Source organism: Thiothrix lacustris DSM 21227, from assembly GCF_000621325.1.
GTDB lineage: Bacteria > Pseudomonadota > Gammaproteobacteria > Thiotrichales > Thiotrichaceae > Thiothrix > Thiothrix lacustris.
Window position 1 is genome coordinate 141,748 of record NZ_JHYQ01000001.1, and the last position, 25,993, is coordinate 167,740.

Below are 25,993 nucleotides of genomic sequence, written 5' to 3' on the forward strand. Positions count from 1 at the left end.
GCTTTATCAAAAAAATCAGGTTTTTATTTTCTCAACCAACAACTTGCCACTAACCGATAATTGTTGGTAATAACCCTTGGCTGCCAGCAATTGCGCGTGCGTGCCGGACTCGATGATGCGCCCTGCGTCCATGACGTGGATGTTATCCATCTGTTCCAACCCGTGCAAACGGTGGGTAATCAGTAACAGGCTTTGGCGCTGGGCAGTGGCGTGGGCAACAAGATTTGCCATCACTTGTTGCGCGGTTTCCGGGTCAAGCCCTTCGGTGGGTTCATCGAGAATCAGCACCGCAGCGTTTTTCAGCACGGCGCGAGCAATCGCGATGCGTTTCGCCTGCCCACCCGACAAACGCACCCCGGTTTCACCCGCCCAAGTATCGTAACCTTGCGGTTGACTGCTGATGAAATCGTGGATCAACACCAATTGGCAGGCGGCATCGAGTGCTTCTTGATCCGCATCCGGGCGTGCTAACAACAGATTTTCACGCAGGGTGGTGTTGAATAAATGGGTTTGCTGCGACACGACTGCAATGTGTTGGCGTAAAGCTTCACCGTGATACTGCTGAAGCGGCTGCCCATCCAGCAGGATTTCGCCACTAACAGGTTCGCGAAAACGCAGCAACAAGCTGGCGAGGGTACTTTTGCCCGACCCGGTAGCCCCAACGATGGCCAACTTGTGCGCCGGGGGAAGGTCGAGCGAGATATTGTGGAGAACGTCAGTTCCCTCAGGCTGATACCGGAAATCCACATCCCGAAATGCAAAATGCAGCGTTTCCGGCACAGGCAACGGCTGTTCTGGCTCGGCCACCGCTGGCGGCATATCAGCCAGACTAAAAATACGCCGCGCCGCCGCGAGGGTTTCACCCAGCGTCTGGAAAGCCAGTGGCAACGGCATCACCGCCTCAAAACTCGCCAACGCAAACAGCGCCAGCATCGCCAATTGCGGCGGCAACAGCTTACCTTCCGACACCAACGGAATCGCCACCAGCAACATGCCCCACATCGCCAGATTGGCGCACAACCCCAAAGCACCTTGCGCAATACCTTGCAAGCCACTCATTTTTTGCTGTTGCGCCGCCAAATCCTGCGACAGTTGGCGAATGTGTGCCGCATGAGCATCTGCCGCGCCATACACCAGCAGTTCGCCCATGCCCTGCAAGTCGTTGACCAACGCCGAACGCATCTGTGCGGCCGTCGTCACCATCTGCTGCCCGGTGCTTGCCCCCCAACGGTTCATCAACCACGGCACCATGACCCCGGCAACCATCAGCAACGTGAATTCCACCAGCGCCAGCAACGGGTCGTAAAACCACAGCACCAGCACAAACACCAGCGTTGCCAACATTGCCACGACCACCGGCACTAACAGACGCAAGTAAACATTATCGAGCTTGTCGATGTCAGCACGAATACGGCTGAGCAAATCACCGCTGCGGTAAGCTTCCAGCCGTGCCGGGGCAAGCGGTTCCAGCTTCTGGTAAAACCACACCCGCAATTCGGAAAGGATGCGGAAGGTGGCTTCGTGCGTCACCAGCCGTTCCCCATAGCGCCCGGCAGTGCGGGCAATCGCCGCAAAACGGATAAGCCCCGCCGGGGTGAAATAATTCATGCTGACACCGGCAACGCCCGCCATCGCCATCGCCGTGATGAACCAGCCGGACACCGCCATCAGCAAAACATTCGCCATCAGGGTAACAAACGCCAGTAACATGCCCAGCAACATCCAGCCCTGATACGGTTTGAACAGGCGCAGTAAGCGGATCAGGTCTTTCATGCTTCACCTCCGTAGGCGTTCACCATCTGCTGGTAGACTGGCGAGGTTTGCAGCAATTCGGCGTGCGTGCCGGTTTGCACCACTTGCCCATCATCCATGACGGCGATGCGGTCGGCATCCTGCACCGTGCGCAAGCGGTGGGCAATCATAATCAGGGTACGGCCGACCGCGAGTTTTTGCACGGCTGCTTGCACCAGGGTTTCGCTTTCGCGATCCAGATTCGCGGTGGCTTCGTCGAGAATGACCAGCGGCGCATCCTTGAGGAAAGCGCGTGCCAAGGCAATCCGCTGGATTTGCCCGCCTGACAAGCCTTGCCCCGCTTCGCCGATTACCGTGTCGTAACCTTGCGGCAAGGCACGGATGAAGGTGTGTGCCTGTGCCTGTTCCGCCGCTGCTTGCACTGCGTCAAGGCTGGCTTGCGGCTGACCGAGACGGATATTGTCAGCCACCGTGCCGGGGAACAGTTGCGGCTTTTGCGGCAACCATGCGAACTGCTTGCGCCATGTTTCCGGTGCAATGGTGTTCAAGGGTGTATCGCCCAGCAGGATTTGCCCGCTTTGTGCTTGCAAAAAGCCCATCAGCAAGTTGATCAGCGTGGTCTTGCCCGCACCGCTGAGACCGACCAGCGCGAGGGTTTCACCGGGGTGAATCGTTAGGTTCAAGTCCTTCACGCCTTGGCGACCGTCGGGGTAAGTGAAGGTGAGATTTTGCAAGTGAATAGGGGTATGGGTGTTGGCAGATATGACATCCCGCGTCCCATCCCGCGTCTCGACCGTTTCCCCCAATATCGCCACAATCCGTTCTGTCGCGCCGATGGCTTGCATCCGCGCGTGGTATTGCGTGCCCATATTGCGTAACGGTAAATAGAATTCAGGGGCAAGTAACAGCACGAAAAAGCCGTAGAAGAAGTCCATTTCCCCCCAAAACAGGCGGAAACCGATCAACACCGCGACAATCGCAATGCTCACGGTGGAAAAGAATTCCAGCACAAAAGACGACAGGAACGCGACCCGCAGCACCGACATGGTAGCCAGCCGGTGTTGGTCGGAAATTTGCGCCACCATCCGCGCTTCACGACGGCTAGCGTTAAATAGCTTGAGGGTGGTCAAGCCCTGAATCACGTCGAGGAAATGGGCGCTCATGCGTGCCAGCGCTTGCCATTGCTGCTGGTTGCGCTTCTCCGTGCCTTTGCCGATCAGAATCATGAACAGCGGAATCAGCGGCGCAGTGCCGAGCATAATCAAGCCAGAAATCCAGTCATTGGCAAACACAAACACCAGTAAAGCCATCGGAATCAAGGCCATCAACGCCATCGCAGGCACATAGCGGGCGTAATAGGCTTCCAGCGCCTCCACCCCGTCACTGAGGGAATTGATAATGTCGCCGGAACGTTCGCCACTCAGCCACGCCGGGCCCAGTTGCTGCACCTTCTGGTAAAGCTGTTCGCGAATGGCGAGTTTCACCTGAACCGCCGCATGAAACGCGGCCTGTTCCGATGCCCACGCCAACCCGACACGGCATAGAAAAATGGCCAGCATTCCCCATAGCCACGGCATCACATCGGGCAACGTGGCCTTGCTGAAAACGACAGCGTTGACGGTTTTTGCCAATAGCCATGCTTGCCCAATCAGTAATAGGCCGGAAACAAGGCCAATGGCAACCGCCGCTTTTAGCCAGAAACCAGAGTGGGTTTTCCAGCTTTTCAGGGCATTGGTGATGGCGGGGTCGGGTTTGTGGGGTTTGTGGGGTTTGTGGGGTTTGTCTTGTGTGCTCATGGCGGGGAGTGTAGCAGTTACGAAAAGCTTATTGAATTTCCATAAAAAAGGCTGCGTGAACAGCCTTTTTGTATCAAGTGAACCGCGAGAATATTACATATTCGTCGTCAACAAACCCTTGGTCTCTTTCTTTGACTGCTTGGCGACTTTCTTTTCCTTCGCTGTCATGACCGGTTGTTTTTTCGTTTCTTTATTACTTTTCGGTGCTTTGCTCATGATCGTATGCTCCTGGTAATTTGTGGGTATTCCTGCTCAGTAAGGTACTGATGGTACGTAAAAATTACTGGATCCTGATAAAATAGCGATTTCTCATTCTACCACAAAAAACCCTTTGCTTATTGAACTTTCACCACGTAGTGCCTGTTGTAATGAGTTCATCCAGCACTTGGTAGTTGGCTTCACGGTCACCGCCTTTGCCCATCACGCTTTGAAACAGCTTCGGGTCATCCGCCAGCATTGAATTGGCGAAATGGTCGTATTCGTCGATCAACAGGAATATTTTTTGCCCACGGGTCGCACTAAAAAAGGCTTCCATTTTTTCGTAGGAAGAATAGCTTTTATCAACACTGGTGATGGCTGCGGCTGGGTAAGCGTAGCGTTCCAGCGTGCTTTTCAACGCCACATCGACTTTATGCGTAAACGAACGCTCGACCGACTCCGCGCTATCCGTCGCAATCCCGCTGAACTCCATGAACAGCACCTGATAGCTGCTGCGCGTCGCGGTGGGGTGTTGCCCGATGTAGAGTTGGGAAAAGATTGCGTCGAAATCGGCTTGGTACTTTACGTCGTAGACAAAGCCTTCGGTGATGACTTTCTTGAAATTGCTCAAGCCGTAGGGGATTTTCATGGCACGTCCTGCACGGTGGTGAGAGTGACAGATGATACCATATTGCAGTGGGGCGGGCGGCTCTGCCACCAACGAAGACCATGCTCATAAAAAATAATGCACCTACCGTTAGTCGACTGTATAATCCTGCATAATTGATTACCAAATGGAAAAATTCGCTATGATGACAACACGTTATTGTATCGCCCAGGTCGATTCATATCCTGATAGGCTGCTCCGCATAGCCTGTTATACATGGCTTCCGTCTAATAAACTGTTAATTGCTTTCGCTCCTCCCTCTGTTCTCCCTCCTCTGATACGTTCTGTATCGTACTATTCCAAAATCTTTATTGAAGTTTTGTATTTCGCTATATACCTTTAGGGGTTTGTTTATGGCGCATTTTTTCTAATAGCGTCGGGTCGACGGAGTTAATACATTGAATCTATGTAGTTAGAATCCCACCCTGTTGTCCAGGGTGAGACTGTTCCTGAAAGTGTGAGCTTCCAAAAGCGAACTATAAGATTATATCAATTCGCCCTCAATAACTTTTGTATTTACAAATTCTTTTACTTCTTGATAAGAGTTTAAGAATCCATACTTAGTAAGAGTGGCTAACTCTTCTGTAATCTGTTTACGTTTTTCAAGTGTTTCAACTGGAATATCATTAATGTTCGTATACTCAAGGTGATTTTTAACTACTTTGTTTACATTACAATAGACATGCTGATTCTTAGGAAACGCTTGGTTCTGTTCAATGGCATCACCTAATAGCTTATGTGCAGAACTGAACTTATTACGTGTTCCAAATACATCATGTTCTATTAGAATATTCTGAACCTTATTGGCAATGAAGCCATCTATACCGGATAGTAGAACTAATACAAGGCGCTTGTGCATCCATGTTCCTTTATTAGCTCCTCTGCTTTTGGTTTTGATAACTGTAGGACACAGTTCAGAGATATTTGCAATACGACCTTTGTTATCTTTAGTAGCTTCAGATAAAATCATGTCCGGGAAATTCCCGGTCAAGTCTGCTTCAAGTGCTATAGCTGATTCAGTAAATAATTTATTCCTCATATGGTCATCAAGACGGATAGTCTTTTTACGCTTTCTAATGGAAACGTAATACTCGTTTATCTGTTTTATGAAATCAGTTATATAGACTAAATTTGATTTACTATCACCCAAAAAAGAAATGAGTGCATTATTGTTATTGTCTTCTAAAACTGGAACGTTTATTATTAATGACATAGTGATATGCCTCCTTGTGGTTTTAGTTATCGTAGAGACCACATTGAACTCTTGATTAGCCCTATTTGCGTTAGGGCTTTTCTATATGTGGCTTATAGTGCCACTTCTTGTTTTTCGATACGACGTTTAGTTATATCAATACCGAATAATTCCTTAAGTAGTTTTTTATATTTGAACTTGGTGCTATGAGCTATATTCATTTCATCTGCTTTGAGATTTAGTAATCTCCAATATAAGTAGATGCCACCTGCATATACATCTAACTCTTTTAAGATTTCTATTTCTGTTTGATCTAATTGTTCCATACTATTAACCCCTTATTGATTGTTTTAACTATTGTTTCGTATTCTATATATACTAAGTTATATGCAATACAGAATATGTCAATAGGTATTTATAGTAATAACTAAAATAATTTCTAACCTTTAGGGTATTAAGGGGAAACTAAGGGCGCATTTTTTTTAGGCGAGCACTTGCATGAGTGCAAGCGTCCCCAACCACAGGCTTGGGTAATACACTGGAATCCAGCAGGTTAGAATTACCTTTATTTTCGGAAGTCTTAACAATAAAAAAGGGCGGACTATACCACCCTTATGAATTATGTTCAGATGTGAACAGTTAAGTAAGAATAATAGGATTAATAATATTGACTGCGGTATGAATAATTGTAGTAGGTTCAACAATAGCTACACCTACAGCAACACCTACAACAGCGACTGTTGCAACTGCCGCAACTGCTACAGGATTGTTTTTAATTATATTTACAATCCAATTCCACAGATCACACAATTTACCCCAAAGGTATTTGCTCCCATCACGTAGAATCGCCCACACATGAGACACACTATCTTTGACAAAGACCCAAGAGAGTTGTACTAACTCCTTGGTCTCGATCCAGATCTTACCCACTAAGGTCTCTGTTGACTCAACAGTAACCTCCAAGGATGTAGTGTATAGGTTCACACTAGCCACGTCAGTAAAACGTACAGCATCCTTAAGAAGTTCGCCGTACTGTGTACCATAGAACACCTTAGTCCCTTCAGACCAATTCATCATGGCCACAGAATAACCAGATGTATCAGTCAAGGTAAGACCATTGGCCTCACACACTACGCAAATAGAACGAATCATATTCTCCAAGGATACCAAACGTGCCTCTTGACGAGGCGTAAGAGTACCGCATTGTTTACGAATAGACAGCTTGTCATAACCCAGAATAGTAGACTCCAGATAAACAACAAGTGCCTTACGTGCATCTTCTGACATAGTAGTAGAAGATGCAGCAGTGTTGATAGTAGTCATGAGAGTTACTCCTTTATGAGAATAATGGATTTCTGGAGCAATCCCCAATGACCTATTTTTACAAATGACACTATTCAGTATATTTTCATAAATGCCCTATACAGACAACTTAACCAGACAAACGGATATGTGGGTTACTGTCATAATGGAATCCAATCTGTCCGGCTTCAGCGTAAACGCACAAGCCTAGACCCTACTCCGAACTGAAGAATGGGAAGTGGTGAACCACATCCCTGAAGATACTGCACGGTAGGCTCGTCAGAGACTCCCCGCCTGTACGGTAAAAGACATATGCATCCACCTGAAACCCTTATCCAGTATAGCTTTGAGCTGCACGGAAGTGTCCGGTTGCATCCACTTTTGTTTGAGCTTGTGGTTGCAATTATCGTTATTATCACATATAGGCTATTGAATCTATTAACATTATGGTGGTTGCAAATAGTGTAGCATTTGTTCATGGTGAAGATTTCCATCATCTGCAAGTTATTGATTATTTCGAAAAAACCAAATCTGGTTTGTTCGCTTGTCATCGCTGCTTTTGTTTTTGTTTGGGTCAGCCCTGTGCGGGCTTCCATTCCTGCTTCTCTTGTCATAGCTGCTTGATTATATTGACCTAACAATTTTGTTAACTGGTAACTGCTGCTTCTGTCGGCATTGGCTCTTTCCCTTCGCCCTGTGCGGGCTTGGTCAACTTGTTTCTGTTGCTTTTGTTGGTTGAGTGACTGGGGTTATCACGCTTTGACACTCGACTATGGGAATATCCCATAATAAACAAAACGGCAGAATCTGCCTGTTAACGAGTATCTGTAAGGCGGTGAGTCTCTGACGAGCCTACCTGAGAGCTGGTGCAATCTGTCTCTGTTTGGTCTGGGGGATTTGCCAGTGGAGAACGCACAATACCAGAATCTGGGATGAAACGAGAACCTAAGAGCAAGTGCCAAATTGGCAGGTTAACGAGAACCTGACAGATTCAGCCCATGAGCATGGATAAAGGGATGTTAGCTTTTGTATCCGTATCAGTATCAGACACTTCTATACGGGCTACCGTCTTCTCAATTTCTGATAGTGGTATACCTGACATCCTCATGTGCCTAGGTTCAACCATCTGCAATAATGGGTTCATTCCCTCTCCATTGTAAGGACGAGCAAGGTCTACACCTATCTTATCCTTTACAGACTTTCTGTATCTTACTCGTGTTCGTTCTGCTGGAATGATTACCTCTAATGGGTCTCCAACATACTTCCATCTACAGTAGTATCCTGCTTCTACTGAATCCAATAAACTTAAATCTTCTGATACTGCTTTCATAAGTTTCAATTTCTCTCTGTATTTTTTATAAATAATTTCCGCTGTATCTGTAGACCACTGGGCTATATCACTAAGCTCAAGTTTATCTAACTCTCTTGGCTTTAGTATAAGCTCTATACGTAGCTTGTCTGACATCCATTCTTGGTTTTCGTTAGATAGGTATTGTAGCATCTTTTTATTATTGCGCTCTACCCATTTATCGTAAATACGAAAAGCTGAATCACTATGAATATGATTGCCAACATATACGGTATTATCTTTAGCCGTTATTGTTGAGTTAGTATCCAGCCGATTAGGTAATAGACTTAGATACTGTGAAGGTCTTGGAGCAATACACATAGAGTTTATATCTACACCGAGTATTTTAATCTCTGTGGATTCAACAACATTAGGGAGTATGTCTATACGGTTTATTTCTGTTAGCGCCTTACGGACTGTCTCAGTAATCAGAAACCGTATGTCTGAACTACCATAGAGGTTATGACCGTAAATATATTTATTAGGGCTGGTAATAACTTCAATAGCGGTATTGTCATATACTGACCTGATATATGAAGCTGTCTCATCTGTAGCATCCGTTTTAAGTTTTATACTTTTATTGGTAGCTTTTATTACCTCACCGTTATCATCCAGTTCAAGCAGATATGTTTCTGCTATAGGGCTATGTTCTCCTATGGAAATGATGAAATGTAATCTGTCTATCATTACAGGTGAAAGAATATCATGGCTGCTTAGGTCATAGTATCTTGTATGGTATAGATACTTTTTAATGATTTTAGATAAATGTTCTGGACATAATCGGGTGTCGTTATTATAATTCAATTATTGAATCTCCTAATTTGTTCAACTTCTTTTTATTATGAGATTTAATGTTTCCACACTGTAAACCTTAATACCCAATAGTCTGAATCACTACTGGGTATTTTTTTGTATCAATCTATACAGGCTAACATAGCCATTTTGTATTTATCTGGTTCATACTTTTGTAGTAGCTTGGTGTAGTTATTTAGTAACATATCGTTCTCCATCTGAAGTTCACTAGGTACTTGCGTCCCGCCTGCGGTACTGTCTTGTGCTGTTCCAAGTGTCATTCTGTATCCAGCATCTTCAAGGTTTTTGACCAACGTTCCTGCGACTTCTTTAGTCTTCCTACAATATTCAGTTATTGTTAAACCTGATTTAATGTATTCGTTTACTACTTCCTTTAGTTGGGCTTCAGTACGACGGGTTTGTGTTGCCTTTTTTGTATCAGCTACAGCTACTGTCTTTGTCTTAGCTTCATCTACCACAGGCGGCAAGTCGCTAGACGCGCCTACCTCTACTGTCTCTGCTATAGGCACTTCATTTACAACTACATAATCATCTACATCTATTGTCTCTGCCATAGGTACTACCTCGTGTTAAAATCTTGAAGGTAGCACTTATGATAGTGCTGTAGCAAAAGTGTCTGATAGGCGAGCATTCGCAAGAATGCGAACGTCCCCAACCACAGGCTTGGGTAGGTGGTCAAGAGATAAGTTTGCCGCTAAACTTTTTGACCTCTCTTACTTCTTTGATAGCTTGGTAAAGCTGGTTAAGTTTGTAATCCAGTTCTGAGCTAATAGTAGCTGCTGCATTTCCGTTTGAACCAAGCATGAGTGGAACATTGATAGCACTACAGTCATTGAGTAGCTTTTTGATAGTTGCTAACTGAGCGTTTACAGAAACTACTGCTACTGGTGCTTTGTCATTCCTGAATAGTGAGGCTAATTGTTCCTGTTCTGCACGGTATTCTGCTAACTGCTGTTCTCTAATGGAATAATATTGTTCGATTGTTTTGACGTTTGGGTTCATTGTATTGCTCCTCTTAGGTATTCTTTTAATGATTCATCTTTAACTAAATTTATTGCACTTGTGATTCTGATAATCTCAAAAGGATTACAACCAGTTGCAGTAAGTTCAAAAGTTTGGAATATCTCCCCTTCATCCGGTCTATCTTTCAATCTCAGTGAAGATAGGGATACGTAATCCACGTTATTAATAGTAACGAAATTGAAAGGGGTATGTTTAAAATATGATACTCGTCTATTCATGCTGGCATCTCCAATAATCTCATAACATCTTCCAGCCATAGTAGGATGGCATAGGTATCTCTGTTCTCACGTTTAGCGTAATCAATACCTGCTGATGTTCTGAAGTAGGTCTTATTATATTTACTATGGTTAACCTGCTTTTGTAGACCCGCTTTACATAGCATCTGGTTCAATGTAGGGGCATCAAGACCATACATTGTTGCTAACTCTGACACCTTGTAGTAAAGCTTATCACCTATCTTTTCTAATGGTTCTGCTGCTGCTAGGCCAAGAGGCCAGAGCCTCGCAGCCTTGACGGCTTGCTCGTTTACTGCTGAGGCTGGCAATGTCTGTTCGATTCGCTCTAACATTGTTGCTAACTCTGGCAGGTCATTCTCATTACAATATTCTTTGAGTAGTAGAACCGTAGTGCTTTTATCTAATCCTATAATATCGTTTAGTGCTGAAACTGTTTTAGCTGTAGCTAATAGTTTTTCTATTTGATTCAATGTTTCCATAACTGCTCCTGTTATATCTGCTTTCTTGGATAGTAAATATCTATTCCTGCTTTTTCTTTTAATGATTTTCTATACTTGGCTCTTGTAGTTTGGTTTTGAATCCAGTCTTTAACGTTTTGCCCAGCGTGCCAAGCTACAAATAAACTCTTCTCAATGAAGGTCATATTTGAATTTTCTAAAATATCGTTCATGTTTTATCACCTTTAGGGGGTTGAGTGCGTTTAAATTTAAAGTATGTTAAGTGTCGTCTGTTCCGTCTCATAAACTGCCTTAGATAATATGCTATATGGATATAATGATACCGTCTTAGGGCGGAATCTTGTCTTACTTGAATGGGCTTTATAAACAGGAATCCCATTTTCCTTACATAACTTCCTACATAAGTTGGATACTGTAAGGATATTGCTTCTGGTTAAGGCTTCATTGGTAAGTTTCTTAAGGCTGATTTCCTTTTGTAGGAAATTCCTAACGCTGTAATAATTCGCTATATCACATAGCTCTCGTGTTCCAGAGTCCTTCATTATTGTTATGCTCCTTTAATATCTATTCTTGTATCTATAAAATCTATAGTATACGATAGTTTATACAAGTCAATGAATAGAACTCTATTATTTGTAGTTTTTTATTTGAGATTTTTAGGCTAACATCTGGGTATCAGTATTTATAAAATGTTGGACTTCAATAATATAAAGGGATAGAGGATATACAATTGTGTAAATTGTAAACATAGAGGATATGTATATGAATAATAATTTTGGAACAGGTATCTGGAATAATCTGAAGAATCCTTATGTCTATAGTTCTGCTGCTATAGGCTTAGGTATTGGCATCTATGAGGCTTCTACTATTAAAGGTATCCAAGGTAATGAAATTGAATTGGGCGCGTTAGGCGCAATCACAGGAGCTGTAATAGGCAAAGGGCTTAAGCATATATCAGAACGACCTGATGGCTTACCGTTCTGGAGACAATATAGATAATAGGTGAGCGTTCTTAGCGAACGTCCCCAACCACAAGTTTGGGTAGGGGAATTAAACTTTCCCCTTATTCCTGCCACTAAAGTCTATACCTAAATACCTATCGACTCTGGAATTAAGTAAATACTCTAATGATTCTCCTGAATCTATTCTATTCCTTGGTATGTTAGGCTTATATTTTCCATACTTAGATTGGATAGATTGTAGTGAATCTGAATATCTACTTACAGCAAGACTGGGATTACTGTAGCTTTTAGTATTAAAGATAAAATGTTCTCTGCCTTTTATGTGGCAATTTAGGTAGAACTTTTCTGCAAGCGATAGCATTTTGTTATTCATCTTCTTGTTTCTTATACCCTGAATATAATCCTACCGTCAGAGCTGCTGTTGTTGCTGTTCCTGCTGCTACCATATGTTTCCAGCTCCATGCTGAAAATTTTGCACCTAAGAATCCACCTGCTACCGTAGAGAATTTATTTACTGTTTTATCAAAACTTTTTTTAACTGTTGAACTTAGTTCTTCTGCTATTGATGGGTTTGTCTTTGGCGCGTTTTTTCTTGCTGTTGCTGTAGCCGTTATTTTTGATTCCTGATGTACTTCATCCATAGCAATACTATTATTCATTTGACGTACCCTTTCTGACCCAGCTCTACCATGACGCTTCATATAGTTGGCTAAATGATCGTCATAGTTAAATTTAGTATGCTCCATTTCCATACTGTATCTATTAGAACTATTATATGTATCGTTTAACGTTTTGGGGTTTTTCTGTTGCTGTTTTCTCTTCTTCATTACTTTCAACTCCTTATAGTATTTTTAAAAATTTATATATTATATTTTTAGACTAAGGCTTTTAAGTAAAAAAGTGAAGTGAAATCCGTAGCCCCCACCCTATATATATAAACTCATTATCCTTTGAATACGAACCTGGTGTGTGATTAGGGGTGTCTGTGGGAATGCGGGGAGTATCGCGGTCGATGCCCCCTCCGGTCTTTCCACAGTCCTTATCTCAAGCCAACTTGAGCGGTTACGGAATCACATCAAACTGTTCATCAAATTCAAATAACCTTAGGAGGTTATATCATGTTTAGTAAAATCAAAAACTTCTTTGTTTCTATTTATGAAACCATGAAGAGAAAAATTATTGGTACTTATGTTCGTTGTAAGAACTGGTTAGTAGACACACTAACAGGTGAAATCATGGATGACCTAGGCAACATGGATGTTAACCCAACCTTTTGGGATGCTGTCTGTAGAGCAAGCAACAATGTTGTATTAGGCAAGCGTGATACAGAAACAACCAAGAAGCGTGTTATAGGAGCTGTGATAAGAAATGCAACCATTGGTATTGGTGCTACTGGTGTTGCTGCTATAGCTACTTTGTTTGGAGCGACCTTTATTGGTGCATTCTGGACAACTGTCATTACCTTCTATGGTGTTGCCTTTGTTTCCAATCTGGCATTGGAACTGTTCAAGAATCACATGCTTACCCAAATTGGTGCAGTGATGGGAAACTTAGCAGACTTTTCTGCTGAATAAAATCCAACTGCCTCTATCAATGTAGCCCTGTGGGAGAAATCTCATGGGGCTTTTTTTTGCCTAAAGGAATCTTAATTATGAAAACCATTTGTCCTGTATCTGTATGGAATACACTATCATCTGAAGTATTCTTCTATTCTGAATTTAATCTAACTGGACTCAAGTTAGATAAAGCTAATCGGTATCTTGCTTCACTGAAGCGTAGGATTATGACTATCTCTAATGGTAGTTCTGATTTTGATACTGCTGTATCTGAATCCCGTATAGTTGTAGCTGGATATAATAAGGCTATGAACGACCTATTGGCTGAAGTATATGAACCGATACGTACAGATTTTGAATTAAATATGAATGTATCAAATCTTGTTCCTGTTGCCCCTGTTCCTGTAAGTGAGAGGCTCTCAGAGAGCCGAGCTAAGGTCGAATCTATTGAAGCTCTACTTGTGAGGGTTCAAGAATTTATGAGGACTAAGGGCTATTCTCGTAAGACAGAGCAGGCTTATCTGATATGGATTAAGAGATACATATCCTTTAATAATAATAGACATCCTTCAAAACTGAATCATCTGAATATTGAGGCATTCATTAATCATCTGGTAAATGTTGATAAGGTTGCTATAGCGACTCAGCGGCAGGCGTTTAACGGTGTAATGTTTCTGTATCTGAAATTTCTTCAGGTGAAATTAGACCCAATGAGTTCTATGAAGCTGTCATCTAAGCAAGTTAAGTTGCCTACTGTCCTGAATAAGGATGAAGTAGCTAAACTATTTACTGAATTATCTGGGACACAGCTACTTATAGGTAAGTTGCTATATGGAACAGGTATGAGACTTATGGAGTGTGCGACACTCCGTATTAGAGACATAGACTTTCAACGTGGTGAGATTCATATACACTCTGGTAAGGGTGGTAAGGATAGGATTCTTATGTTACCTAAAACTCTTACTGCTGAAATGAAGGAACATGTTAACTCCGTAGCTGATATACACGCTAAGGATTTAGCTAATGGTTGGGGTAAAGTTGTTATACCTTGGCTTAAGGGTAATAAACTTAAGGCTCGTCAATCTGAATTAGGCTATCAGTTCTTGTTCCCTGCTTCTAAGATTTATGTTGATAAGGATTCTAATGAGTGCTTTAGGCATCATATCCATGAGACGTATATACAGAAGACTTTACGCAGTGCTGGCCTGAAGGCTGGTATCACTAAGGGCGTGTATCCCCACTGTCTCAGACATTCATTTGCCACAGCTCTACTTGAAGCGGGCTATGACATTAGGTCTCTACAGGAACTTATGGGACATTCCGATATTAGCACGACATCTGTATATCTCCATGTAGCTAACATAAGTGCTAACGGTTGCAGGTCTCCACTGGACTTGTGATAACGGTTTCTTCATCCGGGGTTTGCTGGTAACATTCCCTAGTAGCATTTAACAAGATGTTGCAGGCAGACCTACGGCTGCTGAACTAAAACGTTATCCCACTTAAGGAAAAGACATGTCTAGCAAAATCAAAGACTGGATATTAACCAAGCAATTTTCGGCCGATGGATACTTCTCTCCAAGGGGCTTTGCACGCGAAGTCACCCTCTACCAGACCCAACTCGATCATTCCTTCTTTCTCTCTATGTTCAATGGAATTGCAAAGGCTTCGTCATTTGCTGATGGGACTGATCGCTCGCAATATCGTCAATTAATCTCTGCTATTCAATCCGTCACTAACAAACAACAGGCATATTGGTTCTACGGTATTGATCCCGATAATGCTTTATCCCTGCTGTCGTGGGTGCGTGAAAATAACTATGATTACAACACCGAGTGGCTTCTCAATAGCTTCGAGAGTTCACCTGCACCACAAGGTGGCGTATCATGGCTTGGTCTTGTCGCAACCGATAAACAATGGCTACTCCTGTTTGAACACAATCCAGGCAACGTGTTTAGGATAACGCTTCATGGCTCGCATGATTTATGCTCAGCGGTCATGCAAATACTAAACATCGGGGAATAACACATCGTACCGATCTGATAGACTGATGGTGATAAATTTATCCCCTACTGATAAAAAGTGCGGCTACGGTTCAATTGCTAAAAATATGTTCATTTGCTAAAAAGCTGCCTAGCTAATTTTCATGATGATTTGATACGTGATATAACGTTGGCTCAATTAAGAAGGTTAGGGTAGGTGTTCTCATAACAATAAGCAGTCGATTCTTTGCATATTCAAAATCATAGGATAACAAGGCTCTCGACGACGGACGCGGTGACAGCCCGCGACTCCGTTTTGATTACTTCCCGCCGCGCCCGTCAATTCGGACGTTGAGGCTGTAGAAAAACCTCCAAACCACTTTTTCGATTTTTTGGAATTGAACGAAAAACAAACAATCGTGCAATTCTACGTAGATCTTTGAGGAGTTTTCAGTGAAATGAGCCAAACTATGATCATTTCTTTTGGTGATAATGTCAGGGTGCTTTCATCCTCAGAAACAGACAGATTAGGTCTCTCTGGGAAGGTTGGCCAAGTGTACGGTGAAACCACCCCTTCCGTAACAAACGTGGAAGTAATTGGCGAGTTAAGGGAAGACTATGCTATCAATGTTTCCTTGGATGATGCAGGTTCAGATTTTTGGTTTGCATCTCAATTGTTAGAGTTCGTAGATCATGCTGACGGTACAGAAATCGTTATTGGCAACCATCGTGCAGTGCGCAAAGCCGATGGGAGCTGGGAAGAGTCAGAGGTTTCCCAGAACAAAAAATGGTGGCAATTTTGGAAATGAATACTCATAAAAAGAGATGAAACAGTTGATGCGGTTTTATCCACATAAACAAAACCTTCAGTGATAACTTTCCTGAAATTGCTCAAGCCGTAGGGAATTTTCATTGTATTTTCACCACATTCAGTTGTTCACTATCGGTCAGCACCACCCACGCGCTGAGTTTGGGCAATGTGGCGATTTCGGGCACAGACAGATAGCCCTGCACTTGCGTAATACCCTCTTCCCGCTTGGCTTCCCAGCCATTCACACCTTCGGATTTTTTGGCGTATTTCAGTTCGATCAGATGCTGATGCTGATGCCACTGCCGATGCTAAGCCACGATTGGGAATCTCAATCTGGTTACGGCGCTCCAGTTCCGCTTTGAAATACTGGAAATACATCTCTTGCATCACATGGTTGGGGATAGCAAACACCTCACCAGCCAACTCTTCGCGTTGCAGCGACACAAACCCCATATAGGCTAACAAGCTGATGAAATCATCCCGAAAAAAGCCTTTGTCGAAATCAAATTTTTCCGCCTGTCGTGCGATGACTTCGCCCATGTTGAGCAACTCATCCAGCACCTTGTAATTGTCTTCACGGTCGCCGATGCCGAACAGCCCCATTAACTTGCCATAGTCGGAGGCAATATTCGCATCCAGCATTTTTTTCGGATAAGCACAGCGTTTTGTGTCGAAATTATCCAGAAAATACAGCACCATATTGGCGTTATAAACCGTTTCAGGGGCATCCGCGTGGAAGCGGTAGCCGTTGTACCAACGGGTCACATCCTCCAGCAACACTGAGGCATCCAGATGGCAATCGACCGCTAAAGGCTGGAGTAAACCCGCTACTTCATCCTTGGTAAAACCAACTGCGGCATTGAAGTCTTCTTGTAGCGACAGGTTTTTGCCGATATTAAACCCACTGGTCAGGCTATCCAGCATGATCGGCGTAACCCCCGTGATGAACAAACGGTCTACAGTGCCGCGCTGGGTAGCTGCCTTGATGGTTTCGTAAAAACTGCGCACGAAACCGCCCTTGCCGACGATAGCTTTGAACAGTGGCATATTCTCCGCCAGTATCGAATTGGCGAAATGGTCGTATTCGTCGATCAATAAAAAGACTTTTTGCCCTTCAGCCGCCTTGAAAAACGATTCCATTTTTTCGTAGGGGGACAGGCTTTGCGCAACACTGGTGATGGCTTCAGGCGGATAGTGGTAACGTTCAAGGGTGCGTTGCAAAGCCAAGTCGACTTTGTGGGTAAACGCACGGTAAACCGATTCCGCGCTATCCGTGGCAATCCCGCTGAACTCCATAAACAGCACCTGATAGCTGCTACGCGTCGGGGTGGGGTGTTGCCCGATGTGGAGTTTGGAAAAGATTGCGTCGAAATCCCCTTGGTGCTTTACGTCGTAGTAATACTCCAGTGCCGAGATGAACAGGCTTTTACCGAAACGGCGCGGGCGCAACAGAAAGTGGTACTGCCCATCGGCTTCTAACGCGGCGATGTAGGCGGTTTTGTCCACATAGACAAAACCTTCGGTGATGACTTTCTTGAAATTGCTCAAGCCGTAGGGGATTTTCATGGCACGTCCTGCACGGTGGTGATGTGGCAGATGATAGCATATAGCCATGTAGCGTTTACGCTTGACACATCAAATCTCGTACATACAATGTAACTATGATGAAATTCGAGTGGGATACAGCAAAAGCTGCTTCAAATCAGCGTAAACATGGCATTTCTTTTGAGGAAGCCAAGTCGGTTTTCTTTGATGAATTTGCTGTGCAATTTTACGATGAGGGACATTCGGATGTGGAAGACCGTTTTTTGATGCTCGGTCTTAGTGATGAATCCAAAATCCTGCTTGTTTGCCACTGTGAGCGTGATTCAGGCACTACCATCAGAATCATCTCAGCTCGCAAAGCAACCAAAAATGAACGTCAACACTACAAAGGTAGCGTGCCATGAAAGCGGAATATGACCTGTCTCAAATGAAATCTCGCAAAAATCCCTACGCCTCAAAGCTGAAGAAGTCCGTCACTATTCGGCTGGGTGAAGATGTGGTGGGATATTTCAAAGAAATGGCTGAAAATACGGGTGTACCTTACCAAAGTCTCATCAATTTGTACTTGCGTGACTGTGTACGCCAGCACCGAACAATTGACATTTCGTGGTTATCGAATCCGGCATAAAAAATAATGCGCATACCGTTCGTCGGCAGTATACTCCTGCGAAATTGATTAGCAAACGGGGAAATGCGCCATGAGACGATAATGGCTCGCGACTCCGATCAATCAGTTTACCGCCAATTCCATCAATTCGAATGTTATATTTACCAGGAGAAAATATGCATCTATGAAAAAGTATAATAATGAATTCGATTACTAAGAAGCCAATGAAATTATCAGGATTTTATTTAATAAATAACACTCTTGTTCAGACAGATATTAATAAAAATTCTGAAGACTTCCTTTGTCAGCTTTTAAACAAAATTTACAATTTAAAATTGATTTATGCCAATAGGTTAGTCAGCAATTATCCAGTAATTGACCTTGGAGATGAAGATTCTCGCATATGCTTCCCAAGTCACATCAGAAAACAGGTCATGTATCAAAAGCACGCATCAAAAGGGTTGGACTCCTGTTTTTACACTTTCGTTAAGACCATAGGAGCTATTCGATGAACTACAAAACATTTTGTGATCAAATTTATATGACTTGGAGAACCTCTCCTAATCAATTCACAGACTTCTCAAAAGATTTTGACATTAGCCATCTGCCAGAGCCATATTATCCAATTAAAAAAGGCAGAAATCCTTTAATTGTTTTAAATAACAATCCCGGTGGAGTTTTATCATTTCAAGAACACTCTTCAATATTAAAAGAATTCCCCGCCACTGTTAGTTATAGCGATATTTCAGACTGGTTAAAAGATAAATACACTAACGATGATACAATCATTAATGGTACAGCAAAAACAAGAATTTCCCGCATTATTCAAATAGAAAAAATTATTGACTGTGATGGCATTGAAAATGTTGAGGCTTTTTTCTTGCATAGCAATAGTTTTAATAAAACACAATTCCTAAAAAATCACTTAAAGAATGAGATAACCAAAAAATATGCTGCTTTGTTAAAAAATTACTTAATAGACAAGTCAGTATTAATTGTCTCAGCAATAAGCAGCAGGAATTCACTAAACTTAAAGGAAATATCAAATAATAGTTGGCTTAAACATCAAGCAGAGATAGCTGGACTTTGCTTCGATACTGCAAGTTTTCATGAGATAACAGTTAAAAACAAAAAAATCACATCTTGTTTAGTTGCTAACAGTAATAAGTTTTTAATTTGCACAATGGGGAGCAATACTATTCCCAAAAACACTTACTCAATAATTGAGCAAATGCACACCAAAAGTCAAACTTGATAGAAAAACCTTAAATATTATTATGACCAGCGACCAAATAGGAAGCCCAACCCATGACACACCCCTATTCCCGAATCTTCCTACTCAGCCACATGCGAGCCTACAGCAGTTTGCTGGGGCATATTATCGGCTCACACCCGCGTATCAATGGCTATTACGAAATGCACCAAAGCTACCTCAGCGACGCTGATCTAGCCCAGCAAATCGCGGATTACAGCCAACACGACAGCTTAAAACCCGACAGTCACTATCAGTTTGATAAACTGCTGCACAACGATTACCGGCTGAATGTAAGCCTGCCCGCGTTGCAAGATGCCGTCATTTTTATTGCATTACGCCAACCTGAGCCAACCATTAAAAGCATCATCAAATTATTCCAGCAAAAATCCAGCGATGACTTGTATGCACAACCCACTGGCGCAACCGACTATTACCTCGAACGGCTGCAAACCCTTACCGACTTCGCCCAGCAACACCCACAACGTTATTACTATTTTGATACCGAAAAAGTCTGTACAGACACTGACCGCTTATTAAGCCAGTTACAGCAATGGATAGGGATGGCCGAACCGTTATCGCCTGAATACGGTAGCTTTGCCAAAACGGGCGTAGCCGGTGCGGGGGATACCTCCCCCCTCATTCACACCGGCAAAATATTACCAGATTTTCAGGAAGCGCTGGATGATGTGGCGTTGGATGCGACCTTATTGCAACAAGCCACACAAGCTTACCAAAGCTGCCGCCAGCAACTAATCCATAACGCCAAGGATTCTTTAGCATCCACATAAAAACCCCCTCCTTTGCAAAAGGAGGGGGTTAGGGGAGGATTTTCTTCGGGGTTTATTTCTTCGCAGGTGCGGGTGCAGCAACCGCTTCGCCAACGGCTGGCGTTGCTTCGATCTTCACGGACTCAGCCGCGCCATCACAATAGCTCCACGTCGCTTCCCAACGGGCAGGGAAACCTTTATCGAGGAACTTGATCTGGTAACGCCCCCAGTACTTGGTCATATTGCCATAAATGCCTGGGCGTTCCGTAGTACATTCCACCTTGGCCTTGTTTTTTGCCCAGTAACCATCATACGTGCCACGATTCTGGTAGACCTTGGCAAGACCCAAGACATACACCACACCAGGATCTTCTGCCGGGCCATACGCGAACACGGCTGTTGGACCGATCTCATCCGCGTACACAATCCGGCCTACGTTGGTGTTCCAGACTTCATCAGCAACCGCGTTACCGCCAGTCATCAACAATACTGCCAACCCTAGCGCTTTCAAGCTATTCAATTTCATTTCATGCCCTCTCTCATTAAGTACAAGTCGCGGCTATCATACCAGACTCTTGCTCACGATTTCATTCACATCCCCAGACAAGCCGCTGTGTGCCTGAATGCGTTCCAGTTGGGCTTTCATCAGCGCACTGCGCACCGGCTCGTACTGCCGCCAGTTCATCAGCGGGCGTACCATGCGGGAAGCAATCTGCGGGTTCATCGCATCCAGTTCCAGTACCCGTTCGGTGAGGAAAACGTAACCACTGCCGTCTTGCGCGTGGAAATGCAACGGGTTGCGCATCGCGAAACTGCCAACCAAAGCACGTACCTTGTTGGGGTTACGCATATCGAACAGCTTGTGCTGCATCAAGGCTTGCACTTGTTCCAAGGTATCCGGCAAGGAAGACGTGGCTTGCAGCGCAAACCATTTATCCATCACCAACGAATCATGCTGCCAGCGGTCGTGGAAATGCTGTAAGGCTTGCTCACGTTGTGGGCATTCAATACTGCTCAGCACTGCCAAAGCCGCCATCGCATCGGTCATATTGCCTGCCGCAAGGTACTGTTGCAAACAGGCTTCATGGATACCATCATCCTGAATCCGCCCCAGATACGCCAAACAAACGTTTTTCAGGCTGCGGCGGCCAATGCTGGTCGCATCCGGCGAGTATTCACCCTCCTCGTGCAATTCCGCATACAGACGTTCCAGATCCAGCCACAACGCTTTTGCCAGCGTGGTGTAGATAAATTCGCGCACGGCATGAATGGCTTCCGGGTCAGAAGGCCGCGCCACTTCAGCAATATCCGCTTCGGACGGCAATTGCAAGGCTGCGGCACGCAAGGCACGATCCAACGCATCGTCGGTGAGAATAGCCTGATAAGCGCTGATGAAATCGTGCTCCAGTCCGAAGGCTTCCTGTTGCTGGTGTGCTGCCAACAGCTTCAGGGTGGTTTGCATCGCCAGCCGTTGCCCGGCATCCCAACGGTTGAAAGCATCGCTGTCGTGCTTCATCAGGAACACCAGATCCGCTTCCGCATACGGGTAGTTGAGCTTCACCGGCGCAGAAAAATCACGCAGCAAAGAGGGCACTGGCTGTTCCGGCACCTTGTCAAACGTGAACGACTGCTCCGTATCGGTCAGACGTAACACTTGCGTGCCGATCAGGTCTTGCCCCTTACCATCCAGCAAACCGACCGCAACCGGAATCAGGAATGGCAGCTTGTTATCGGCTTCCGGGGTTGCCGGGCAGCTTTGGCTGAAATGCAGGGTGCAACGTTGTGCCGCTGCATCATAATCCATGCGCACGGCCACTTGCGGCGTGCCAGCCTGATCGTACCAACGCTGGAATTGGCTTAAATCCGCTTCATTGGCATCTGCCATCGCAGCGAGGAAATTTTCGGTGGCAACCGCCTGCCCGTCATGGCGCTGGAAGTACAAGTCCATGCCCTTGCGGAAACCGTCACGCCCCAACAGCGTCTGATACATGCGCACCACTTCCGCGCCTTTTTCGTAAACGGTCACGGTGTAGAAATTGTTGATTTCCATGTAGGAAGCCGGGCGGATCGGGTGCGCCATCGGGCTGGCATCTTCGGCGAACTGGAAGGTACGCAATGCCCGCACATCCTCAATGCGCTTGACTGGGCGCGAATGCAAATCGGAAGTGAATTCCTGATCGCGGAACACCGTCAAGCCCTCCTTGAGCGACAACTGGAACCAGTCACGGCAAGTCACGCGGTTGCCTGTCCAGTTGTGGAAATATTCGTGGCCAATCACCGCTTCAATATTGACGTAATCCATATCCGTAGCGGTGGCGGGGCTGGCGAATACCAACTTGGAATTGAACACGTTCAAGCCCTTGTTTTCCATCGCCCCCATATTGAAGTCATCGACCGCCACAACCATGTAAATATCGAGGTCGTATTCCAGCCCGAAACGCTGTTCATCCCAAGACATCGCCCGCTTCAGCGACTGCATCGCGTGGTCACATTTGTCGATATTGTGCGCTTCGGTGTAGATGCGCAAGGTCACGTCACGCCCGGAAAGCGTGGTGTAATGGTCTTCCACATGCTGCAAATTGCCTGCCACCAGCGCAAACAAATACGCCGGTTTGTGGAACGGGTCTTCCCAACGCGCCCAGTGACGCCCATCCGGTAAATCACCGCTGCCAGTAAGGTTGCCGTTGGACAGCAGTACCGGGTACTTTTGCTTATCCGCCAGAATCTGGGTGGTGAACACCGTCATCACATCCGGGCGATCGGGGTAATAGGTAATTTTGCGGAAACCCTGCGCCTCACATTGGGTGCAGAAATTACCGCTGGTCTGGTACAAGCCTTCCAGCGAGGTATTTTTCTGCGGGTAAATGCGCGTGACGATTTCCAGCGTACACAGCGCGGATACGTTGTGGACACTCATGCCAGTATCGCTGATGCTGTAATCCGTCTCGCTGAGTGGCAAACCATTCAGGCGAACTTCCAGCAATTCGAGGGCTTCACCGTACAATTCCAACGGCGTATCGGCAGCTACCCCCGGCTCGCGGCGGTAATTGGCAACACTGGTAACGCGGGTAGATGCTTCGCCCAATTCAAATACTAGGGACACAGCATCCACGCGGTAAGCGGGTGCAGCATAGTCCTGCAAATAAATCGTTGTCGGTTGGCCTTCTTTCATTATTTAACTCTTTGTATTATCAGCAGTGTATAAAGTCTTGAGGATAGCAGCATGTTGGGGGTGTTGTGGCGTAATCATTCCATTGCGCAATAAGAGATCAATATTAACTAGGTTGCAATTGTCTTTGAATGCCTCTGTGGTTTCGGTCAAGCGGGCTATTTCTGCCAAAGGCATCCGCTCAAACGCAATCACTTCACCATCGGTATTTTCTGGCACAAAGTCTTCCGGCAACCACAAGTCATACACATAAATGGTGGAATTATCCAAGCCACGCCAACCTTGTTGACGGTAAGGAATCGTGCCAATCGCTTGCGCCTGTTGCGCCAATTCCACGGGAATATTAGCTTCTTCCTGTGATTCTTTGATGACATTTTCCAGCAAGCCCAAACCAACCGGCTGACCGCCTGCCACCATCTGATCCAGCTTGCCCGGCCAGAAAGGTTTATCCAGTGAGCGCGTCGCCACCCATACCTCCACCCCTTTTGCGGTTTGCACCAAACCATTAACATGGATGCCAAACGTTTTCACACCCATGAAATTAGTCGCTGCCCGCTCAATTTCCAGCTCGGCATAACCACCAAAGCTATGGGTAATCGGGTAAGCTTCTGCCACCCAACTGTCAATCACCCCTTGCTGGTGCAAGGCACGAAACACCGGGGCAACAGCCGCAGTACGGGACGTATAATCGACTAATTCAGGGTTCAAGGTCACGGTTGTGGCCGTCACCGTAAACACCTCCGGCCAATGCGCCAGATGCTGGGCAAAATCAGGCTGAACTTGCCCATACACTTTACCAGCGATCAGGAGGGCTAAATAATGGGTAGCCTCAAAATTATTACAGGCGTTAATACGATCAAGGTAACTGCTCATGATGAATTAAGGGTTGTTGTTGGGAAAATTTAGTCATGCTGCTATTCAGCATCCAGACTAAGGAGAGTATAACCAGCAGCGCCATCACAGCAAGTACCCGCCATAATTTGCCGACCATGCAGGACAAGCGTTCGCATTTCTGCATGTTGGCGTACATTTCCCGGTTAATATAACCCTGAGCCTGATTGAAGTCGCTAAAGTCGATACTGAAAGTGTCACCTTCCTGACACAGTAGCAACTCCTCCACCAAGGGCGCTTCACGGGTGTAGATCGAGCGTACTGATTCTATCAGACCATTTTTATCCAAGGTACTGATTCCACTGACTTTACGCAAGCGCTCATCGGCATTATCACGCAATTGCCAAGCCATCGAACCTTTGCCGGGGGAAATCTCAGTACAAACAATTGACTGGATAGTGTAGGTTTTTTTCATTGTTGTTAGCCAAATACCCAAAGAATTGGCTTAACTCTACCATACCCGTGTCAGACTTCAGTCCAGATTACGATGAGTTGCATCACAAAAAGGTGCGGTTTTGGTGTACTTGCAAGCACACAGACCGTATTTCTTGCTTTCCGGCACAGTAAATTCCATCGGGGTAAAATCCGTGCCTTTATGAGAACCGTCGCAAAATGGCTGGTTGGCGGAACGCCCGCAGGTACACCACCAATAGCTAGTTCCAGCTTCCAGCTCTACCACACACGGTTTTTTCTGCGCGATTACGGGGTCAGTCATGTTGTGCTCCTCATGATGGGGATAAATTTTTCGGGCAATTTACTGGGCAACAGGGTCGGTGCCCACGCGTGACCATACACTACTTCATAGGTGGCGGGATACAAACCACCCTCTTGGCGAAAGTATTCGTAAGCCTGTAAGAAGGCTTGTAAGCGTGCTTTACCCGTCAGCCCGTGATTACGTCCGTGCGTGGCATTGTTCGCCCCTATCCCCTTGAGGTCACGCAACAGGCCGCGCACGTCGGCATAGGTCAGGGTAATCGTTTCCATATCCATCACCGGGTCACGGAATCCAGCTTGCAGCAAGGCATCGCCCACGTCATGCATGTCCACGAACTGACTAGCGTGGGTAAAGCCATCCACCTGCCCCCAGCTTGCCCGCAATTCCTTGAGGGTATCGGGGCCGAAGGTGGCAAACATCAGCAAGCCGTTGGGCTTGAGCACCTGCACCCATTCCCCGAATACCGCTGGCAAATCATTGCACCATTGCAGCATCAGGTTAGAAATCAGCATATCGGCACATTGCGGCAGGAATGGCAGGCTGGCGGCATCGGCACACACGCCTTGCGGCTTACGGAACCAACCGCCGCGCTGCCGGGTTTTTTTCACCATATTCAGCGCGAGATCGACGCCGATGACACGCGCTTTTTTGTAACGCTTGAGCACGTGTTCGCTGACCATGCCCGTGCCGCAGCCCAGATCGAGCACGGTTTCTGGCTGCATCTTAATCAGATCCAACCGTTCCAGCAGGCGTGCGCCGATTTCACGCTGCAACAAGGCATTGGCGTCATAGGTTTCTGCTGCCCGTTCAAAGCCTTGGCGGGTTTTGTGTTTGTCCAGCAAGTAGGGGTTAGCAGTATTAGAGCGCATCCAGAAATGCCCCGCGATGTTCCATGAAAGTCTCCGGGTGGGTAACAAGCGGATGGAGTATACAATGTCAGGGTAAAGC

The 25,993-nt window shown here is 45.4% G+C and carries 31 protein-coding genes; 10 read left to right on the forward strand and 21 right to left on the reverse strand.

Annotated features, from left to right (window positions below; all coding sequences use genetic code 11):
- Window positions 1-15: 15 nt before the first annotated feature.
- From cydC to Q394_RS0100715, 13 genes are all read right to left on the reverse strand, one after another.
- Window positions 16-1,773, reverse strand: a complete 1,758-nt coding sequence (gene cydC, locus Q394_RS0100655) for a thiol reductant ABC exporter subunit CydC (RefSeq protein WP_028487576.1) — start codon at window positions 1,771-1,773, stop codon at window positions 16-18.
- The gene (gene cydD / locus Q394_RS0100660; RefSeq protein WP_028487577.1) at window positions 1,770-3,548 is read right to left on the reverse strand and encodes a thiol reductant ABC exporter subunit CydD; all 1,779 of its coding nucleotides are present in this window, start codon (window positions 3,546-3,548) and stop codon (window positions 1,770-1,772) included. Before cydD ends, cydC begins: the two co-directional genes overlap by 4 nt.
- Before the next feature lie 93 nt (window positions 3,549-3,641).
- Entirely contained in the window at window positions 3,642-3,764 is a 123-nt protein-coding gene (locus Q394_RS22945) for a hypothetical protein (RefSeq protein ID WP_281169622.1), read from the reverse strand.
- 130 nt (window positions 3,765-3,894) lie between these two features.
- Window positions 3,895-4,395, reverse strand: coding sequence for an AAA family ATPase (locus Q394_RS0100670; protein ID WP_028487578.1), 501 nt, complete (start codon window positions 4,393-4,395; stop codon window positions 3,895-3,897).
- A 502-nt stretch (window positions 4,396-4,897) separates the two neighbouring features.
- Complete coding sequence (locus Q394_RS0100675; protein WP_028487579.1) at window positions 4,898-5,626, reverse strand: hypothetical protein; 729 nt, start codon at window positions 5,624-5,626, stop codon at window positions 4,898-4,900.
- A gap of 92 nt (window positions 5,627-5,718) precedes the next feature.
- Window positions 5,719-5,931 (reverse strand): hypothetical protein, encoded by a 213-nt coding sequence (locus tag Q394_RS0100680; protein ID WP_028487580.1) that lies wholly within the window; start codon window positions 5,929-5,931, stop codon window positions 5,719-5,721.
- Between the two features lie 313 nt (window positions 5,932-6,244).
- A complete protein-coding gene (locus Q394_RS0100685; RefSeq protein ID WP_028487581.1) occupies window positions 6,245-6,928 on the reverse strand; it encodes a hypothetical protein in 684 nt (227 codons plus the stop codon).
- A 970-nt stretch (window positions 6,929-7,898) separates the two neighbouring features.
- Window positions 7,899-9,059: a phage/plasmid replication protein, II/X family gene (locus Q394_RS0100690; RefSeq protein ID WP_156946705.1), complete on the reverse strand. Its 1,161-nt coding sequence runs from the start codon at window positions 9,057-9,059 to the stop codon at window positions 7,899-7,901.
- A 110-nt stretch (window positions 9,060-9,169) separates the two neighbouring features.
- Window positions 9,170-9,622, reverse strand: a complete 453-nt coding sequence (locus Q394_RS0100695) for a hypothetical protein (protein WP_028487583.1) — start codon at window positions 9,620-9,622, stop codon at window positions 9,170-9,172.
- A 121-nt stretch (window positions 9,623-9,743) separates the two neighbouring features.
- Complete coding sequence (locus Q394_RS0100700) at window positions 9,744-10,070, reverse strand: hypothetical protein (RefSeq protein WP_028487584.1); 327 nt, start codon at window positions 10,068-10,070, stop codon at window positions 9,744-9,746.
- Window positions 10,067-10,309 (reverse strand): hypothetical protein, encoded by a 243-nt coding sequence (locus Q394_RS0100705; protein ID WP_028487585.1) that lies wholly within the window; start codon window positions 10,307-10,309, stop codon window positions 10,067-10,069. Before Q394_RS0100705 ends, Q394_RS0100700 begins: the two co-directional genes overlap by 4 nt.
- Window positions 10,306-10,806 (reverse strand): hypothetical protein, encoded by a 501-nt coding sequence (locus tag Q394_RS0100710; protein WP_028487586.1) that lies wholly within the window; start codon window positions 10,804-10,806, stop codon window positions 10,306-10,308. The genes Q394_RS0100705 and Q394_RS0100710 overlap by 4 nt, the downstream gene beginning before the upstream one ends.
- Before the next feature lie 11 nt (window positions 10,807-10,817).
- A complete protein-coding gene (locus Q394_RS0100715) occupies window positions 10,818-10,997 on the reverse strand; it encodes a hypothetical protein (RefSeq protein WP_028487587.1) in 180 nt (59 codons plus the stop codon).
- 550 nt (window positions 10,998-11,547) lie between these two features.
- Here Q394_RS0100715 and Q394_RS0100720 point away from each other — a divergent pair.
- A complete protein-coding gene (locus Q394_RS0100720; protein WP_028487588.1) occupies window positions 11,548-11,784 on the forward strand; it encodes a hypothetical protein in 237 nt (78 codons plus the stop codon).
- Between the two features lie 328 nt (window positions 11,785-12,112).
- Here the strand turns inward: Q394_RS0100720 and Q394_RS0100725 are convergent, their stop codons facing one another.
- Window positions 12,113-12,574 carry a hypothetical protein gene (locus Q394_RS0100725; protein WP_028487589.1) on the reverse strand — a complete coding sequence of 154 codons (462 nt, stop codon included), beginning with the start codon at window positions 12,572-12,574 and terminating at the stop codon, window positions 12,113-12,115.
- 291 nt (window positions 12,575-12,865) lie between these two features.
- Between Q394_RS0100725 and Q394_RS0100730 the strand changes: the two genes are divergently transcribed.
- The 4 genes from Q394_RS0100730 (at window position 12,866) to Q394_RS0100745 (ending at window position 16,094) form a co-directional block, all read left to right on the forward strand.
- Window positions 12,866-13,321 (forward strand): hypothetical protein, encoded by a 456-nt coding sequence (locus Q394_RS0100730; RefSeq protein ID WP_028487590.1) that lies wholly within the window; start codon window positions 12,866-12,868, stop codon window positions 13,319-13,321.
- A gap of 77 nt (window positions 13,322-13,398) precedes the next feature.
- On the forward strand, window positions 13,399-14,703 hold the full coding sequence (locus Q394_RS0100735; protein ID WP_051542563.1) for an integron integrase: 1,305 nt from the start codon (window positions 13,399-13,401) through the stop codon (window positions 14,701-14,703).
- 115 nt (window positions 14,704-14,818) lie between these two features.
- Window positions 14,819-15,328, forward strand: a complete 510-nt coding sequence (locus tag Q394_RS0100740) for a hypothetical protein (RefSeq protein ID WP_028487592.1) — start codon at window positions 14,819-14,821, stop codon at window positions 15,326-15,328.
- A gap of 415 nt (window positions 15,329-15,743) precedes the next feature.
- A complete protein-coding gene (locus tag Q394_RS0100745; RefSeq protein ID WP_028487593.1) occupies window positions 15,744-16,094 on the forward strand; it encodes a hypothetical protein in 351 nt (116 codons plus the stop codon).
- Between the two features lie 131 nt (window positions 16,095-16,225).
- On the opposite strand, the gene Q394_RS18580 is transcribed toward Q394_RS0100745, so the two are convergent.
- Window positions 16,226-17,662, reverse strand: a complete 1,437-nt coding sequence (locus tag Q394_RS18580; RefSeq protein ID WP_342665147.1) for an AAA family ATPase — start codon at window positions 17,660-17,662, stop codon at window positions 16,226-16,228.
- 95 nt (window positions 17,663-17,757) lie between these two features.
- On the opposite strand from Q394_RS18580, the gene Q394_RS0100755 reads away from it, so the two are divergent.
- The 5 genes from Q394_RS0100755 (at window position 17,758) to Q394_RS0100775 (ending at window position 20,291) form a co-directional block, all read left to right on the forward strand.
- The gene (locus Q394_RS0100755) at window positions 17,758-18,045 is read left to right on the forward strand and encodes a BrnT family toxin (protein WP_028487594.1); all 288 of its coding nucleotides are present in this window, start codon (window positions 17,758-17,760) and stop codon (window positions 18,043-18,045) included.
- Window positions 18,042-18,269: a BrnA antitoxin family protein gene (locus Q394_RS0100760; RefSeq protein WP_028487595.1), complete on the forward strand. Its 228-nt coding sequence runs from the start codon at window positions 18,042-18,044 to the stop codon at window positions 18,267-18,269. The genes Q394_RS0100755 and Q394_RS0100760 overlap by 4 nt, the downstream gene beginning before the upstream one ends.
- A gap of 179 nt (window positions 18,270-18,448) precedes the next feature.
- Window positions 18,449-18,760: an SMEK domain-containing protein gene (locus tag Q394_RS23035; RefSeq protein ID WP_028487596.1), complete on the forward strand. Its 312-nt coding sequence runs from the start codon at window positions 18,449-18,451 to the stop codon at window positions 18,758-18,760.
- On the forward strand, window positions 18,757-19,503 hold the full coding sequence (locus Q394_RS0100770; protein WP_028487597.1) for a hypothetical protein: 747 nt from the start codon (window positions 18,757-18,759) through the stop codon (window positions 19,501-19,503). Before Q394_RS23035 ends, Q394_RS0100770 begins: the two co-directional genes overlap by 4 nt.
- 53 nt (window positions 19,504-19,556) lie before the next feature.
- Entirely contained in the window at window positions 19,557-20,291 is a 735-nt protein-coding gene (locus Q394_RS0100775; RefSeq protein WP_028487598.1) for a sulfotransferase family protein, read from the forward strand.
- 52 nt (window positions 20,292-20,343) lie between these two features.
- On the opposite strand, the gene Q394_RS0100780 is transcribed toward Q394_RS0100775, so the two are convergent.
- The 6 genes from Q394_RS0100780 to bioC are packed head-to-tail and all read right to left on the reverse strand — an operon-like array spanning window position 20,344 to window position 25,914.
- Entirely contained in the window at window positions 20,344-20,796 is a 453-nt protein-coding gene (locus tag Q394_RS0100780) for a hypothetical protein (RefSeq protein WP_028487599.1), read from the reverse strand.
- A gap of 36 nt (window positions 20,797-20,832) precedes the next feature.
- Window positions 20,833-23,442 (reverse strand): aminopeptidase N, encoded by a 2,610-nt coding sequence (pepN, locus tag Q394_RS0100785; RefSeq protein WP_028487600.1) that lies wholly within the window; start codon window positions 23,440-23,442, stop codon window positions 20,833-20,835.
- A gap of 3 nt (window positions 23,443-23,445) precedes the next feature.
- Window positions 23,446-24,312, reverse strand: a complete 867-nt coding sequence (locus tag Q394_RS0100790) for an NUDIX hydrolase (RefSeq protein ID WP_028487601.1) — start codon at window positions 24,310-24,312, stop codon at window positions 23,446-23,448.
- The gene (locus tag Q394_RS0100795; protein WP_028487602.1) at window positions 24,296-24,745 is read right to left on the reverse strand and encodes a hypothetical protein; all 450 of its coding nucleotides are present in this window, start codon (window positions 24,743-24,745) and stop codon (window positions 24,296-24,298) included. The genes Q394_RS0100790 and Q394_RS0100795 overlap by 17 nt, the downstream gene beginning before the upstream one ends.
- A 57-nt stretch (window positions 24,746-24,802) precedes the next feature.
- Entirely contained in the window at window positions 24,803-25,045 is a 243-nt protein-coding gene (locus Q394_RS0100800) for a CDGSH iron-sulfur domain-containing protein (protein WP_028487603.1), read from the reverse strand.
- Window positions 25,042-25,914 carry a malonyl-ACP O-methyltransferase BioC gene (gene bioC / locus Q394_RS0100805; protein WP_028487604.1) on the reverse strand — a complete coding sequence of 291 codons (873 nt, stop codon included), beginning with the start codon at window positions 25,912-25,914 and terminating at the stop codon, window positions 25,042-25,044. The genes Q394_RS0100800 and bioC overlap by 4 nt, the downstream gene beginning before the upstream one ends.
- Between the last annotated feature and the right edge of the window lie 79 nt (window positions 25,915-25,993).